The sequence below is a fragment of the Photorhabdus namnaonensis genome, from assembly GCF_001684335.1.
In the GTDB taxonomy this organism is placed as follows: Bacteria; Pseudomonadota; Gammaproteobacteria; order Enterobacterales; family Enterobacteriaceae; genus Photorhabdus; species Photorhabdus namnaonensis.
The window spans coordinates 290854-308384 of record NZ_LOIC01000088.1 but is presented as its reverse complement, the minus strand read 5'-3'; the positions used below and the strand labels follow the sequence as shown (position 1 = coordinate 308384).

The 17531-nt window shown below is 38.7% G+C and carries 13 protein-coding genes; 6 read left to right on the top strand and 7 right to left on the bottom strand.

The window, feature by feature from the left end; all coding sequences use genetic code 11:
• Positions 1-57 precede the first annotated feature (57 nt).
• The 4 genes from Phpb_RS20330 to Phpb_RS20315 all read left to right on the top strand — a co-directional run bounded on the left by Phpb_RS20330 (position 58) and on the right by Phpb_RS20315 (position 4252).
• Positions 58-1977 (top strand): pyridoxal phosphate-dependent decarboxylase family protein, encoded by a 1920-nt coding sequence (locus tag Phpb_RS20330; protein ID WP_065391941.1) that lies wholly within the window; start codon positions 58-60, stop codon positions 1975-1977.
• Between the two features lie 45 nt (positions 1978-2022).
• Positions 2023-3231, top strand: a complete 1209-nt coding sequence (gene tyrP, locus Phpb_RS20325; protein ID WP_065391940.1) for a tyrosine transporter TyrP — start codon at positions 2023-2025, stop codon at positions 3229-3231.
• 91 nt (positions 3232-3322) lie between these two features.
• The gene (locus tag Phpb_RS20320; RefSeq protein WP_065391939.1) at positions 3323-3757 is read left to right on the top strand and encodes a DUF29 domain-containing protein; all 435 of its coding nucleotides are present in this window, start codon (positions 3323-3325) and stop codon (positions 3755-3757) included.
• A 54-nt stretch (positions 3758-3811) separates the two neighbouring features.
• A complete protein-coding gene (locus Phpb_RS20315; protein ID WP_065391938.1) occupies positions 3812-4252 on the top strand; it encodes an OsmC family protein in 441 nt (146 codons plus the stop codon).
• 161 nt (positions 4253-4413) lie between these two features.
• Here Phpb_RS20315 and Phpb_RS20310 read toward each other — a convergent pair whose 3' ends face one another.
• Complete coding sequence (locus Phpb_RS20310) at positions 4414-4728, bottom strand: hypothetical protein (protein ID WP_065391937.1); 315 nt, start codon at positions 4726-4728, stop codon at positions 4414-4416.
• 673 nt (positions 4729-5401) lie between these two features.
• On the opposite strand from Phpb_RS20310, the gene Phpb_RS20305 reads away from it, so the two are divergent.
• A complete protein-coding gene (locus Phpb_RS20305; protein WP_065391936.1) occupies positions 5402-7159 on the top strand; it encodes an acyl-CoA dehydrogenase family protein in 1758 nt (585 codons plus the stop codon).
• Positions 7160-7303: 144 nt separating this feature from the next.
• On the top strand, positions 7304-8245 hold the full coding sequence (locus tag Phpb_RS20300) for an Rpn family recombination-promoting nuclease/putative transposase (RefSeq protein WP_065391935.1): 942 nt from the start codon (positions 7304-7306) through the stop codon (positions 8243-8245).
• 210 nt (positions 8246-8455) lie between these two features.
• On the opposite strand, the gene Phpb_RS20295 is transcribed toward Phpb_RS20300, so the two are convergent.
• The 6 genes from Phpb_RS20295 to Phpb_RS26400 all read right to left on the bottom strand — a co-directional run.
• Complete coding sequence (locus tag Phpb_RS20295) at positions 8456-9244, bottom strand: SDR family NAD(P)-dependent oxidoreductase (protein ID WP_065391934.1); 789 nt, start codon at positions 9242-9244, stop codon at positions 8456-8458.
• Position 9245: 1 nt separating this feature from the next.
• Positions 9246-10571, bottom strand: coding sequence for a cytochrome P450 (locus Phpb_RS20290; protein WP_065391933.1), 1326 nt, complete (start codon positions 10569-10571; stop codon positions 9246-9248).
• Positions 10572-10596: 25 nt separating this feature from the next.
• The gene (locus Phpb_RS20285; RefSeq protein WP_065391932.1) at positions 10597-12531 is read right to left on the bottom strand and encodes a carbamoyltransferase C-terminal domain-containing protein; all 1935 of its coding nucleotides are present in this window, start codon (positions 12529-12531) and stop codon (positions 10597-10599) included.
• Between the two features lie 28 nt (positions 12532-12559).
• Positions 12560-15823, bottom strand: a complete 3264-nt coding sequence (locus Phpb_RS20280; RefSeq protein WP_065391931.1) for an aminotransferase class I/II-fold pyridoxal phosphate-dependent enzyme — start codon at positions 15821-15823, stop codon at positions 12560-12562.
• Between the two features lie 429 nt (positions 15824-16252).
• Complete coding sequence (locus Phpb_RS20275; RefSeq protein WP_065391930.1) at positions 16253-17089, bottom strand: NAD(P)H-binding protein; 837 nt, start codon at positions 17087-17089, stop codon at positions 16253-16255.
• 253 nt (positions 17090-17342) lie between these two features.
• Positions 17343-17531, bottom strand: a 189-nt coding sequence (locus Phpb_RS26400; protein ID WP_205634815.1) for a hypothetical protein, incomplete at its 5' end; no start/stop codon positions are given.

Here is a 17531-nt window from a genome sequence, read left to right as displayed (position 1 = left end):
TTCAGAATCTCTCTGTTGCTGACAGCCGTTTTTGTTAGTTGAAAGGGTAATATAATTATGACCAAGCAGTTTACTTCGCACTTAAACATTGATGCGTTGTTTTTAGGCCCTAAATCAGAAAATACGGTTTTTTTTAGAGAAATGATGGAATATGCCGTAAGTGAGCACATGCACTGGCGTTCTGATTTTCACCCGGAAGATCCCGCCTTAGTCACCTCGGTTGATCGTTATGCACCTGATTATAGAGAAACGCTTTATCGAACAGAGGGTATTCTGAACCAACTATCCGCCAAACTGAAAAACACCTCTATTCCCTGGTTTTCTCCTCGCTATATGGGGCATATGAACGCCGATACCCTGATGGTTTCCAATCTCGCTTATGTCATGGCGATGATGTACAACCCGAACAATTGCGCCCACGAGTCATCACCGACAACAACGGAGCTAGAAATTGAAGCGGGGCTGGATCTATGCCGGATGTTTGGTTATGACCCTCGCCGAGCCTGGGGACATATTACATCAGGAGGAACCGTCGCCAATTATGAAGGGCTATGGGTTGCGCGTAATTTAAAAACCATGCCTCTTGCCATTGCACAACATCCACAATCCAGCGATCTAGTCGCAAATAAATCAGAACAACAACTGTTGAATATGCCGCCATCAGATATTCTGGATTTGACGGATGAATTAAAAAAACGGGGCATTTTCGAAGAAGTTCGTGAGCTTTCCTGCCGTGGCTCCGGGATAAAGCAGGGGATGTTTGGCAAAGTCCTGGTTCCACAGTCGAAACATTATTCATGGATGAAAGCAATGGATGTTCTGGGAATCGGTCAACAGCATATCGTGCCATTGCCGGTCGATGCGAATTATCGTACCGATGTTAAAAAAATGCGTGAAATTACATTCGGTCTGATAGAGCAGGGGGAGCCTATTCTGGCTATGGTAACTGTAGTTGGAACTACGGAAGTGGGAGCCATTGACCGAGTTGATGAAGTTATTGCGTTGCGTAAAGAGTGTGAAGAGCGTTATGGCGTCTCATTTTATGTGCATATTGATGCCGCTTATGCAGGTTATGCCAGCGCAATGTTCCTTAACGAACAGGGAGAGTTTATGGAATATGACGAACTTATCCGTCGTTATCATGAATTGGCGATTATTCCCGAAGATATTATTTGGCCTAAACCTGAAATTTACCAAAGCTTCCGGGCCATGTGTCAGGCTGATTCAATCACCGTAGATCCCCACAAAGTTGGATTTATTCAATATGCCGCCGGTGCGGTATGTATGAAAGATAAGCGTATTGTTGACTTAATTTCCTACCGTGCGGCTTATGTTTTTGAAGATGTTGATACTCAACCAGAGCAAGCCGTTGACCGGCATGTTGTAATCGGCGCCTCTATTATGGAGGGATCTAAAGCCGGAGCTATCGCCGCCGCGATTTGGGCCGCGCATCGATTAGTTCCATTGAATATCAGTGGCTACGGAAAAGTGATTGCTGCCGGTATTGTGACGGCCAATTGGATGATTAAGAAACTTTTAACCACAGAACCATTGGTTGTTGGCAAACGCCGGTTTGCAATTCATACCATGCCAAATCCTGATTTCCATATGGTCAATTTTACTTTTAAAGAGCAAGGAAATAATGATTTAAGTCACCACAACCGTCTTAATAAACGGATGTATGAGCTTTGTTCATATACTTCCGGACGTAGTTATACCAATGATTTTTTAACTTCTTCCACCTCTCTTGGTTATCGGGAGTATGGTGATACGCCTTGGCATTACGTTGAAAGTTGCGGTTTTGACCAAGAAGAATGGCAGAAAGTCCACAGTTTATATGTCCTACGTGCTGCTGTGATGACTCATTGTTTACGTAATGCTGACGATTTTGACGAGTATTGGGAAAGGCTCCAGAAAATTTTTATTCACAAACTGACTCAGATTGTTGATGAAGAAGAAAAAAAGAAAGTGGCCTGATTTTCTATTATTAAATATTTGTTGTTGATTCGAAGGGAAAAAAACGTGAAAAACCGTACTTTTGGTAGTACTTTTATTATCGCCGGAACAACTATCGGTGCAGGTATGTTAGCTATGCCATTAGCCACCGCCGGTGTAGGATTTGGTGTAAGTTTGATCATGTTGATTGGCTTGTGGGTTTTGATGAGTTACACCGCATTATTGCTGGTTGAAGCTTATCAATATGAGTCTCCTGATACAGGATTAGGGACACTTGCTCAACGTTATCTTGGCAACGGCGGCAAAATATTAACGGGTTTCAGCATGATGTTTCTGATGTATGCGTTAACATCAGCCTATATTAGCGGTGCTGGGGAGTTACTGACAGTCAGCCTCAATAAATGGCTTAATTTGTCCCTTCCTGCTTCCGTGGGCGTTATTCTATTTACGGTAATTGCCGGAGGAATCGTTTGCATTGGCACCAGTTCAGTAGATATGGTTAACCGCGTTATTTTCAGTGCAAAAATTATTTTCCTGATATTAATGTTGGGGATGATGATGCCGCATGTTCAGCATATTAACCTACTGACGATGCCATTAGGGCAAGGATTAATATTATCTTCAATTCCGGTGATATTCACATCGTTTGGTTTTCACGGCAGTGTTCCCAGTATTGTGAAATATATGAACGGCGATGTACGTCGGCTCCGTTGGGTGTTTATCATTGGCAGCGCAATTCCGTTAATTACTTATATTTTCTGGCAATTGGCGACATTAGGAAGTATCAATTCCAACACGTTTGTCGATATCTTAGCTGAAAATGCCGGGTTGAATGGCTTATTACACAGCATTCGTGAAGTTGTCGCTTCACCGAAAACTGAACTTGCAGTACAAATGTTTGCTAATCTAGCGCTCGCAACCTCATTCCTCGGTGTCGCACTTGGCCTGTTTGATTTTTTAGGTGATCTATTTAAACGCAAAGATAATGTAACCGGACGTATGCAAACTGGTTTGCTAACTTTCGTTCCACCATTGATTTTCGCGCTATTTTACCCAAAAGGTTTTGTAATGGCGTTGGGATATGCCGCGGTCGCGTTGTCAATTTTAGCGTTATTATTACCTAGCCTCCTGGCATATAAATCCCGTCAGCAAAATGAACGTCGATATCGGGTGCCTGGTGGTAAACCCGTACTATTGCTGGTATTTGCCTGCGGTGTTGCAGTAATAGCAATCCAAATTGGCATCGTAAGTGGAATGTTGCCGGCAGTAGGCTGAATACTGAGTTATCGAAGATAAGTTCTTTTTTGACCTAAAGCGTATTCTCTGACAGACTGCTAGCATAATAGACCTATTAGCGGAGGCAATTATGAATCATACCCGTTACGAAACTGATGTGGTCGCTTGGGCAAATGAGCAGGCAGCGTTATTACGTGACGGTAAATTCTCTGAGATTGATATAGCCAATATTGCTGAGGAGATCGAAGACGTAGGCAAGAGTGAACAGCGTGAGTTGGCTGACTGCATGGCGGTATTAATTGCTCACTTATTAAAATGGAAATACCAACCAAGCCATAGAGGAACAAGTTGGGGAAAAGCAATTAAAGCGCAAAGAAAAGAGATTCTTTATGGTTTAAAAGAATCACCTAGTTTAAAGACAAAGTTAGATGGTTCAGACTGGGTTGATGTTGTCTGGTCTAAAGCCGTTGCCTCAGCAATGAACGAAACCGGATTAGACGTATTTCCCGATGTATGCATTTGGGGTATGTCCCAGATACTGTCCCCTGAGTTTTATCCTGATTAGCAAAACTCTGTTTGCCCTTGTGAAAAACTAATATTAATTTTAAGGAGTTGGATCATGGCGAAAGAATTATTTACTGCCTCAGTAAAATCTGTAGCTGGATTGAAAGTTGAATGTACATCAAGAGATTTCTCCTTTTATTTGGATGAACCACGTAATTTAGGTGGCACTGATCAGGGGATGAATCCAGTTGAAGCTTTACTCTGTTCTCTCGGTGCTTGTAAATGTATCGTAGCAAAAGCTTTTGCTAAACTGCATAAAATTAATTTAATTGATATTCACGTTGATCTGGAAGGTGAACTTGATACTGATGGTTTCACTGGTAGAAATAAACAAGCGAAATTAGGTTTCTCTAAAATAGTGACAAAATTTCATATTAAAGCTGATAATAGTGAAGAAGAAATTCATGCCTTTGTCGACTTTATTAATAAAACCTGCCCAGTTCACGATACCATTGAGAATGCACCAAGTTTTGTCACTGAAATATATTGTGAATAAATAGATGTTACTCTGAGATAATTTCACAAAGAACGTGTTGTGTTATTTGAATTAATCTAAAAAATCCTCTACTTTATCGTAGAGGATTTTATTATAAAGTTAGGTAAATTAATGTTTATCTATCTCTTTATCCCATTGATTAACAGCATAAGAAATAATTACTATTGCTTAATAACGTAAACCGTAGTTATATTACAACTTACATTTTCTATACCCACTCTAATATTTAAACCTCTTGCATAAGCCTGGCTTAATAGTCTATTAACGTTTTCAGCACTTGATCCTGACCAAATATAACCTGGTTTTCCACAATTACTAGCTAAAATTCCACTAAATGTATAAAAATAATGTGCAGGATTATCCCAATCAGCTTTAATTTCTGCGACTTTAACAATGCCACTATTGGTTTCCGCTGAGAATGCAGGGGCGCTAATCATACCAATTAAAATAAATAACATAGATATCAATTTTTTCATAATTTACTCCTGATTAATAATATAGAGAAAGTCTGACGTTTTGCAGTGTAAATTATGCAAATAATCTTTGCATCAAATTTACATTAATATAATAGGTGAATCTCCTGATAAATAATGCAAGAAGTTTTTCCACTTAAATAAGTGATTGATAAAAACAACATAGTGATTTTTATCTATAAGATAACATCAATATTGTTTAAAATAATAAAAGAATCTCTACTAAAAAGTAAAAGTTTTCATCGTTAAATTAAGTATTATGTTGCAGACTAATTTTCTTTCTCTGCTAATTTATCAGTTATCTCTTTAACAAGTTAATTACCACTATCTGGTACTATAATCATCAAACACTAAGATTCATAACCAATTCATTAACTGGTTATATTTAAACAACAAAAATCTAATCTCATAGCAGACTATTCATATTCAGATAATTTTAATTATGAAGATAAAATGATTAATCTCCTATTTGAAAAAGATAACGACGATAAATTATTTACTTGATAAACATGTTTCAATACATCTTTTTTTACTGGGCTATAATAAGGAAAATTTTTAACAGATCACTTTTATATAATAAATTTTTTTAAATTAGAGGTATATATTTCTGGTGTATCCCATGACACTATTAGATAGCTAATATACATATCGTTATTATAGTAAAGGCTTCATCTATATGAATAAATTATTGTGCAATTCGGAATCAAAATTAAGACCTTATTTAGGAATAGGAAATTCGGTAGTATCTGATAACCTTTTGGCAGTACTTAAAAGCACTTGTGATAATTACCATTCGTCAGTAAAAAAATTCATAGAACTGCTTAAATATATTCAAAATAATAATATTCATACGACATCATTTAATGAATTAGTTGCCCTTCATGAACTTGTAGCCCCACATGATTGCACTGTAGTTTCTATGCTATCAATTCATTTTAATTTAGCCATAGGGACTATAGCTAACTTAGGAGCGCGAACCCCATATGTGGAAGATCTTTACCAAAAACTTTGCTCTGGTCGTGCCATTGGAGTATATCTGGCGACTGAGTTAGCTCACGGGAATGATCTAGTCGCAATCGAAACACAAGCTAATTATCTCCCAGAAAAAGGTGTATTTATATTGAATTCACCTGGCCCCAATGCATATAAATTTATGCCTAATACCACACCCTGTGAACTACCTAAAGTGGCTGTAATTCTAGCTCAGTTAAATGCATCAGGAAAAAGATACGGTATTTTCCCATTTATTCTCCCCCTGTCCGTAAATGGAAAATTAACTCCTGGCGTTAAAATTACTCCACTTGGTGATAAGCCAGGGTTTTATTTAGACAACGCAATCACCTCATTTGATAATGTGGAAATTCCTTTTGAAGGACTCCTTGCTGGCAATATGATAACACTGACTAGCGATGGTAAAATATCATTGCATACAAAAGAATTAAGAGAAAGGTTCTCGTTAATTACTAATAGAATACATTCAGGGAAGCTATGCATGGCAATGATCTCAGTTACAGGTGCCAAATCAGCTCTTCATATAACTAGCACATATGGAAATAAACGACAAACATTCGGTTATTCAGGCACTATGCCAATAATTAATTATTCTCATTTCAAAGAAGGTATTGCCTGGGATACTTTGAATACAATCACTCATGCGTTATATTTAAGAGAATTAACAAGAAAAGTTTCAATTATATTATCAGAATCAGTTAAAAACTTTAAATTTTCAGATGAATTACTTATTGAAATCATTACTACTAAATCCCTATGTACATGGCGCACGCAAGAAATATTAATTAATTGTCGTGAACGCTGCGGTGCACAGGGCTTATTTACGCTTAATAAGATCCCCAACTATTTAATATCTAATTTTGGTGCGATTACTTCGGAAGGTGATAATCTTGTATTATCATTAAAAGCCGGAGGAATGATCACTCTCAATAAAATGAAAGAAATAAACAAAACATCTTTCCAGCATAACCTATTTTCAATTTTGTATGATTATATGAATTTTTTACATAAAAAACTAAATGAATTAATAGTGAGTAACAAGAAAAAAATAAACTTAGATATACTTAATAAACATAGTAGGGATTTTTTAGAACTAAGCCAAACATATGCGGTTTTATCCGTAGTGACGACAACTATTGATACATACCACAATGATGATGATTTTTATATGATCATCGAAGGTTATCTTCTCGACTGGATTCATCGTACCATGAGCAACCTCCTGAGATGTGAAGTGATCAGTTTACAGGAATCACTAAAAATAGACGAGAGACGTATTGAGTATATACGTAAACATGCAGATAGAATAAATGATTATATTGCCAGTTTTGGCGTAGATAAAGCTGGAATTGAGACACCAATATCCAGTAATGATTATATTTCCTGGTATGCAAATAATCACCATCAGTTAAAAAACAATTAACTTTATTTACTAAATTAGAAAAGCCTCTATGATGAAATAGAGGCTTTTATCGTGAGTCATTCAATACATTGTACATTGGTTGCGGATCTTCCAGAGATATTATAATCTTGGCAATGACTCACTAATAAGACAGAGAAGCGGATTGTGGCAAAAAAAGAGAAACAACGGCCTCACCATGACGCGCTATTCAAACATTTTTTAACGCGGCCTGAAACGGCCAGGGAGTTTCTATCCCTTTATCTGCCCAAAGAGATCCAGTCGCTGTGTGATTTAGCCACATTGAAACTGGAGCCCGGCAGTTTTGTGGACCGGCATTTACGTCAACTGCACAGTGATGTGCTCTACTCGGTTGAAACGACCCGGGGACAGGGCTATATCTATTGTCTGATTGAGCATCAATCCACCCCTGACCAGCTGATGGCCTGGCGGCTGATGTATTATGCCATGTTAGCCATGGCGGCCCACCTGAAAAAAGGCCATACGGAGCTCCCTCTGGTGGCGCCGCTGCTGTTTTATCATGGCGAGGTCCGGCCATATCCTTACTCAAACCGGTGGCTGGATTGTTTTACGCTCCCTGAACAAGCGGCTCGCTTATACCACCAGGCGTTTCCGTTGGTGGATGTCAGTGTGCTCAGCGACGACGAAATCCTGACACATAAAAGCGTTGCCCTGCTGGAGCTGGTGCAAAAACACATTCGCTGTCGGGATATGCTGGAATGGGTCCCACCATTGGTGGAACTCTTAAACGCAGGGTATAATACAGCCGAGCAGCGCAATGTGGTGTTACGCTATATTTTACTGAATGGACATACGCCGGATCTCTCCCAATTTGTCCATCAACTGATTGAACAATCTTCGGAGCATGAAACGATGTTGATGACTATTGCAGAACAGCTTGAACAAAAAGGGCTTGAGCGAGGTATTGAACTAGGCCGAGTTGAAGGTAAAGAAGAAGGTAGGGAAGAAGGTAGAGAAGAAGGTAAGCTGGAAACGGCTCGCGCATTATTACGACATGGTGTCAGTCTGGATATTATTATCACCAGTACCGGACTGAGCCGGGATAAAATTGAAGCGTTAAAGCATTAAATTAATCTTCTCTTTCACCGCAAAATGCCGATATTCAAGATCGGCATTTTCATTCTTGCATTCTTATAGAAATAAGTTATCCAAACAGCTAAAGTGAGTTGTTCCTTGTTCCAATCTGACAAAGAGGCAACTTGAAAGGTAACGGGTATATATAGAAAAGTTCGGTGACCGATTGTAAGGTCACCGTTAACGAAGGGGCTATTACCTATATTATTTTCCTTTTAATGCAATAATATACTGTAATAATCGTGGAAGAAATCGATTAAGGTATACACCAATGACTTCTTTATTACCTCCGGGGTATATCTCTCTTTTCTCGCTAACGATTGCCTTAACAATTTTTTTGGCGCATAAATCGACAGGCATGCCGTGTTCCAGTTCACTATCAATGCGTTGATAAGGCTCCCCATTTCCAGTGAGAGATCTCATAGTAATATCAGTATTAATAAAACCGGGGCAAACAAATGTAACATTGATATTGTCTTTCGTATGTTCAGCACGTAGAGACTCAAAAAAACCATGCAATGCCTGCTTCGATGCTGAATAGCCTGAACGACCCGGTGTGCCAAATTTACCAGCCACACTGGAGAGAACAACAAAATGCCCGCTCTTTTTCTCAATCATCGAAGGGAGTACAGTTAATGCTATGTTGACAATGGATAAAAAATTTAAATTAATCAATTTGTCATAGACAAAGAATTGTGTGTCTGCGACTAAAGAACGCTGACTGACGCCAGCAGTAAAAATGATACAGTCAATACTCCCCATCCGTTGAAGTACTTTATGTACCATTTCTTTCGCTTCATCATGATTTGTAATGTCGAAAGGGATAACGTTTTCTTTCGGAAGATTAATTTCCGTAGCCAATTTTTCCAGCAAATCTTTTTTCCGGCTAGAAATGACTAGGTTTGTTGTATAAAAGCTAAGCTCCTTAACTAAAGCATGGCCAATCCCCATAGACGCACCAATTACCCAAATATTTTTTCCTGCCAAATTCATTTTATGTCACCTTATCATCAGCCAGACATTTCCAAATACCATTAACTCCCTTCACAGGTCTGATAGTAATACCTGCTTTTAATTCTGGATATCCCTGATAACTCGTTTCGAAAAATCCTCTCTTACAAAATTCACCGATAATAATCGGTAAAACCATGCGAGCATAATTCATACCCAGACATATCCGGGGGCCTGCGCCAAAAGGAATAAAAGTGCGGTTAAGCTTATGGCTGTATAATTCTCCCAACCAGCGCGTAGGAATGAAGTCGTCAGCTTTTTCCCAATAGCCTGGATGTCTCTGCAAACAATAAGGGGAAACAACCACCATTTTCCCGGCGGTTATCTTATATTCGCCTATAGTGATATCTTCTTTAGCTGTCCGGGAAAAAGACCATACCGGAGGGAGAAGACGCATGCTTTCATTGATAACCGCATTGGTATATTTCAATTCGAAAATGTCAGCGGTCTTTTCCAATACAGCTTGCGTATATTCATCTTTAATAATTTTATGCCAACGTTTATAGCGGGAAATGAAATAAAATGTCCAGGTGGCTGCGGATGCAATTGTTTCGTAAGACGTTAAAAAAAAGGTAAGTAATTGATCTTTTATCTCATCATGATCGGTTTCATTTTCCAAAATCATGTTCAATAGACAGTCTTTTCCGCCATGACTGTCATGGTTCTTAATTATTTCAATTATTTGTCTGTCAAGTACAGATTTTTCCTTCCTGAATTTCAACGCAGAAAACGTAGGGATGTGAGGAGGTAATTTAATCATCGCCTCAAGACGTTTAATAACATAATCAGAAGCATTCTCAAGCGCTATTGAAACGCTGTATCTGCTGATATCACTACTACTCTGTCCAAAGAGGGTTTTCAAAGCAATGTTCATGGAAAGATCAAGCATATCTTTGAATATGTCGCGTTGATGCCCATCCAAAACAGTATTATGAGAAAAATCCGTGACGATATCTTTTATCGGGGCGATCAATGTGTTTAAACTGGATATAGTGAAAGCATGCCTGGCATTATCGCGTTGTTTTTTCCATACCTCACCCTCTGTGGTGACCATACCCTGACCAAGCAATAACTCTAACTCACGATAACTGGGGCTTTTAACAAAAAAATCCATTCTTTTCGCTAATATTTCTGCTACCCAGTCTGGATTGTTAACGAAAATTATACGCTCCGGGCCCATTTTTATCGTACAAATATCACCATTCTCTCTTGCTGCGTTAAGAAATAGCGATAACGCATCCGATTTATAATCCAGTATTGAACCAAGTACAGGCAAACCTTTTACTTCCTTAATCTCTTTATAGTTCACTCTTGTGTACTCCTTTTATATTTTATCAAAAGTTTCCGATAATAAGGAAAGGCTTACGAATACCCGCCTTTTCAGCTTTCCTGCACTGATAGTCGAAGTCGTGATACGCATGTTGCATCCGCTGAACTGTAGAATAACCATGAATGTTGAAAGAGGTGTTGATTAATGCTGCATAGCCAGTTTTCTTTTCGACTTCCTGTAATACTTCAACATCAACGCCTGATTTAATAACAAGCGGCCTGCCAGTGGTTCTACCATCATGCATTTTATGCATCACTCCCTCATATTTTTCTTCTGGTATATTATCATTATAACTTAGCGCAATAATCATGCCATGAAGTGATCCTATCACTCTGTTTACTTCTTTAATGTTAAAAAGAACCGGTAAATTCTCTGATCTTAATACGGGAGCCATTGGCATATGGTCATCCCGACCATTAAGAAGGTTAATTTCTTGCTTAAGCTCACCCGTCGGTAAACATAGCGTGGAATTTGACATCAGTGCTCTGGGGCCTAATTCCCCCCAGTTTTTTACTGTATTGACAATATATCCTTTGCTTACATAATGAGCGGTATTTTTAATAAAGTCATCTTCATTGTCTGTATAAATAACATTCTCTGCATACTTACCGTTATATGGCAAAGATAAATCACGTTTTAGTAATAACAGATTTACGCTTCTATTAGATAACGTATTATCAAGAATAACAGCGCCTGTCAGTGCATGCACAATATCGCCAGCAAGGGGAGAGCAACAGATATCTCCCTGTATGCTATTCAGTAAAATATTATTGAGTTTGACATTGAAATGAACGCCGCCGCCAACAATAAGGTTCTCAACTTTTTCATTATCAATGAGTTTTACCAAGTAGGTTTCTAAAAATTTATTAGCAATATAGGAAGAAATAATACGGATCTCATATTGACTTAATCCGTTTAAATGCCGTTGTAACCACGACGGCATTCTCACATGGTTCACGGCAATTTCCTGCATATATTTAACAGAAAAACCATGTGAAAAATGCTGATGCACACTTTTTTCTAAAAGAACTTCTGACGGAGATTTTTTTATCCCCAACAAGGTAACGGGCTTACGAGAATCGTTCCATTCAAGCTGGATTTTATGACGTTCGTGGTAATACGCTTTCTTTTTAGAAAAATTTTCATCATTAACTCTTTCATCATTAACTCCGGGTAGGAAAGATTTGATATCATTTCTAATGGCTGACATCAGCCCATATTTCTTATTTGACAAAAAGCCATCGGATAATTTTATTATAATCCGGTTGAGTTTATTAAGTTCATCGTTGTTTAACAGGCTTGTTATTTCCGTTTCGTAACCAAGTGACTTATATTCATCTTTCAACGGCGAAAAACCTGTATCGGCATTGCATACCAAACGGGCAAAAAATATTCCGCATGAAAGATCTGCCGCGGAAATTCTTTTCACCCTTTGTAGTGTTTTTATACAATCTGCCAATGCTTTGTTTTTATCGATTGTCACAGTATAGAGAGATGTTGATTCATAATCATCTCCCGTACCATCAGTAATCAATATATGATATTTTTTAGGTAGATTGTTTTCTTTACAATGTTCCCAAGCTTCAATGATACCATTTATCGCATGAGTAGCATGATGGTTTATTTTCAATTCATACAACTTTACTTTTTTTATAAATTGCTCAAATATTTCTCTATCGTTGCCACATAAAGCCTTTATAGTATGGTTATAATCAACCTCGCCAAGAAAATTAATGATATTCAATTCATCAATGTCATATTTCATTAATTTCAATATTGTGTGGATGGGAACATATTCTCCACCTTTTGAGCGACTCTCTTTTTCATCTTCAATGGCAAACATATCATCGGCATTATTCCATATGACCACTGAAGCATTATGCCCTAAAAAGAGGCATGCGTTCTTATAATGCTCTCTTCCTTTCATCATCGTGCTCATTATTGGTTTCCCTTATATTGAAAGTTAATTAAATATACTCTTTTATGATATTGAGCACTTTATTGATATCCTCAACCGTGTGTCCATAGTTAATAAAAAGGCGTAAACGAGCTTTATTCTCAGGTACGGCTGGATACAAGATAGGTTGCACATTAATTAAATTCTCCCTCAGCTTTTGATAAATATAGATACATTTATTCTCGTCGCCTATCATGAGAGGGATAACAGGGGTATCTTTACTGAATCCTGTATCCAGGCCAAGTGCATTCGCTTTATTAATGAAATATTTTGATAATTCTTGCACTTCATGAACTCTGTATTTTTCCTTTTGTATCACTTTAATGGCGGTCAGAGCCGATGCGGCAACAGCCGGCGGCATACCGGTGGTGTAAACAAAGCCCGGTGTCGTATACCGTAGATAAGTGATAAAGGATCGCTTGCCGGCAATATAACCACCACAGCTTGCGAAGCTTTTACTAATTCCACCCATACAAATATCTATTTCAGACGGCATGACATCGCAATGCTCACAAACACCCCGTCCACTTTTTCCCACAACCCCAATGGAAAGACATTCATCTACCATCAACAGCGCTTTATACTTTTTCTTTATTTCAACAAATTTCTTCAAATCAGGAATATCGCCATCCATGCTATAAGCGCCTTCGATAAAGAGCATGACTTTCCTGTAATGTTTCCTCTTCTTATTAAGAATTTCATCGGCCATTTGCCAATTATTATGCGCAAACGGCAACATGTCCGCCTGAGATAATTTTCCGCCCTGGAGAAGGCTGTCATGGCTATATTCATCGTACAGAATAAGATCGCCACGTTGCATTAAGTGACCAATAACGGTCACATTGCAAAAATTACTACTCACAAAAGTAATGGCGTCTTCATGACCGGTAAACTTTGCTATCTCTGCTTCCAGATCAACATGAACAGGGCGTTGACCCGCTACAATCCTTGCCGCTGAAGGACTAGTGCCATATTGGTTGATTGCTTCTATAGAGGCTGATTGGACGTCAGGATGCTGAGCCAGCCCAAGATAATTATGGTTAGAGAAATTGAGGTAGTTTTCCTCATTCATTACTGTATGAGAACCATTCACCCCTTCATGAGTTGTAAAGAAGGGGAGGCTGACACCTTGCATTGATTCAAGACGAGCCTCAATTTCTTTTACACCTTTCAAATGTACAAGATCAAAGAATTCTTCAGGTATAGCGTCAATATCTTCAAATGCCTGATGATCGCCTTCATTTTCTAGCTGACCTGTAATCTGGGTGCGTAATTCAGGCGATAGTTGATTGTATCCGCTGATAAAATTGTAAATGGCTTCCAATTCATTTAAAAAAGACCCCAGATATTCATGGCTCTCAAAGATATCTGAAGGTAATTGGTAAGAGATCAAATCTGAAAAATCGGCAAGTAAAGTGGCTTTCTGGAGTGAATCAATCCCGAGATTATCGAGAAGAATTTCGCCCGCTGTCATATCAGGCAGCGCTTCTCCCGTTTCTCGAATCAGCCAGTTGTCAAACCAGTTTATGACGAAGGATCTATTCGTATCCTGATGGTTATTTTGCTGATCACGACTTGCAGACTGAGCACTCCATTCATCGATTGCAGTTAACTTGCCTGAGAGAAGCAACTCCTGCATGGCTTTGCGACGCACTTTACCGCTTGATGTTTTGAGTATTCCTCCAGGCCGGATAAGGATAATCTTACTAACAGAAACTTCATGGTTATTAGTAATATTAACTCTTATTTTCTTCATTATTTCTTTAACATTGATTTTTTTAATTTCGCTTCTTTTTATTTCTTGTATGATGATAATCCCTTTTTCATCTGCAAAAGCGACACATCCCCCTGAAATAAGCGCAGCGTCAGATATCTGTGACGTGTTTTCTATATCCTGGGGATAATGATTTTTTCCTCTGATAATAATGACATCTTTGATTCTGCCACTAATGTATAGCTCTCCATCAAATAAAAATCCCAGATCGCCTGTTCGCAAATAAGGACCTTTATTATCCGATGTATATTGATTGAACGCACTGCCGGTAGCCTTCTCGTTATTCCAGTAACCGTAAGTTACGGAAGCTCCCTTCAACCAAATTTCTCCAACTTTCCCTTCAGGTAATACATCTGCTGTATCAGCTTTACAGATAATAATCTCTTGATTTTCGTATGGCTTGCCATGATTGACCAATGTGATGTTACCATTCACGCTATTGGCTTTAATGGCGTTTCCTTCGCTTAACGCTTTCGTATTAAAGTTTTCTACTTTCATTCCAGAGTTATCAGTTACAGGACCCGAAACATACAAGGTACCCTCAGCCAGCCCATAACAGGGATAAAGAGCGTCCTTATTAAAACCGTAAGGGCCAAATCGCTCAGCAAAACGTTGAAGAATATCCGCTCTGACCGGCTCTGCTCCGCTAAATGCATTCTTCCAACTTGAAAGATCAATAGACTCCAAATCCTTGTCACTTATTCTTTCAACACTTTGCTCATATATAAAGTTAGGTCCGCCGGAAATAGTCGCTTTATATTTTGAAATGGCCTTTAACCATAGTGCTGGTTGCTGAATCACTGAAGTAGGCGGCATCAGTACAACCGGAACGCCGCTATAGAAAGGCTGGAGTATACCGCCTAATAAGCCCATATCATGGTAGGGCGGAAGCCAAATGACGCCGCAACCCGCTTCTGAACATACAAACCTATTCTTTATTGCCGCCAGATTACTGATTAAATTTTCATAACCGACCATGACGCCTTTAGGGTCACCGGTTGAACCCGAGGTATATTGGAGGAATGCTAGATTTGATCCGCCGCGGTAAGACGTATCTTCCTGAGCCTCTATCAATTCATTTGCAGATATCACCCTGACTTCATTAAAGCTGTCTTCTTTCGCAAGTGCTTCTTTTATTTTTTCGCTCTGTTTTGAAGTCGTGATAACGAATCGAGCATCACTATCCATTATGATTTTCAGAATAGTATCCCAACCTCTTCCCTCAGGTCGGGCGCTATTTACTGGTACAGCAACTACACTTGAGTATAAACACGCGGCCATAGTCTGAACAAAGAGTAGGCCGGAAGGCAACATAACTATTGCCCGCTCGCCAGGTTGACAGTATTGCTGTAAATAATAAGCAATACTTTTTTGTCCCCGGTGCAGACTCTTCCAGCTCAATTGTTCTTCTTCTCTTTCGCCGTCAGAAAGGAACCTGAAAATTAACTCACCAGCATTTTCCGATGCTCTTTTTTCAATCAATTGACAAATGGTATTCATTGATTAACCCTGTAGTAAAACTCACGTTGATGATTCAATGCACTTTAATTTAGAAGAATAAATAAGAATATGTAAAGCATTGTGCATATTTAAGATTTTGTGAGATTTGAAGATCAATGGAACGAAAACGGTACGCTAAACCTTGCAATTATTATAATTACTTGATTAAATTGATATAAATATCATTTTGTCACTTATTCAAACAACGTAAATGTGATGACTCAGATAAAAAATAGGTTCAGACAATAGAAATTGTCGCCCTGGATATATAATAAATTATTGCCAATTACATTATGGCTTTAAAATTGATGATAACCAGACTAAAAATGTATTTACATTATAATTTCTTAAAAAACTTTTCTAATGTTGCCCTGCTGGAACTGGTGCAAAAACACATTTGCTGCCGGGATCAAGGTATATCCCGAGTAATTAAACTTTCCAGCGATGACATTCCCTCTGAATAAAGATATCCAGTGAACAAGGACTCACTCCTGTTAATACTTTGATGCCATCTGTAATGCGATCCTCAGTACCTGATGCGATGTCATTATCCATTGCTGAAAGTATTTTTGAGTAGGTTTCATCCAGTCCATTTTGTTGTAGCCGGCTGGCCAATTCACTGGTCGTTAGATTTCGGTGACTAATTTTGCGGCCTAAGGTTTTACTCAGTGCGGCAGCGATATCTCCATAACTAAGTGTTTTAGGTCCTGTAAGGATGAAATCTTTATTTATAGTTCGATTTGATGTTAATGCAGAAACAGCAGCACGAGCAATATCAAGGGCGTCAATGAACCCCACTTTGCCATCGCCCGTAGCAGAATAGATAGCGTTCTCTTCGCTTATTGTTACCAAATGCCGTTGCTCATAAAAGTTCTGCATAAACCAGGTAGGACGTAATACTGTCCATTCCGGCGCATTAACTTCCAGCCAGGCGTGAATTTCTCCCATCATTGGAGCACCAGAGGCCAGCGACGACGCACTGAGTAATACAAAACGTCGAACCCCTTTTTCTAGCGCTATCTCAAGCAATGGCGGTACTACTGAACCATGATCGCTAGTGTTCGTTGGCGCCACAATATATAGTGACCTGATGCCAGAAAATGCGGCTTCGGCCAGATCGGGACGCATCCAGTTAAAGGCAATTTCACTGCCTGATTCAGGGGTGCGGGTACCAATCCGATGCGCGATCCCGTTTTGGGTCAGTAACTCACTAATCAACCTTCCGGTTTTCCCCTTACCACCTGTGACTAGAATGTTATTCTGCATGATAATCTCCTTTTAGTTTGTTATTGCGGCCTGATGCAGACAATAGAGTCAGCAGATTCCAGTAGTCCCGATAACGAATTATTAATTTATCTTTAATGTCAGAACGATATCATTTCATCCATATTATCAAGGGGAATTAGATGGAACACAATATATCGACCAAATTAAATATTAAATGTTAAATAAGTTGAAAATCCTCTACCACAAAGTAGAGGATTTTATTGTCAAACCAAGATGATTAATACATTAGATATTATGTCTCAGATCCATTTTCCTTTTCAGCTAATTTATCAATTACTTCTTTAGCAAACTGATTATCACCATCTAGCGCGGTATAATGTAAATGAATAAGAATATCTTTTAATTTCCATTTACCATCAGAACCTTTTAATACCTTATCGATAACTTGTTGGTCAGGGAATTTTAGGTTCCAAGTCGAAAT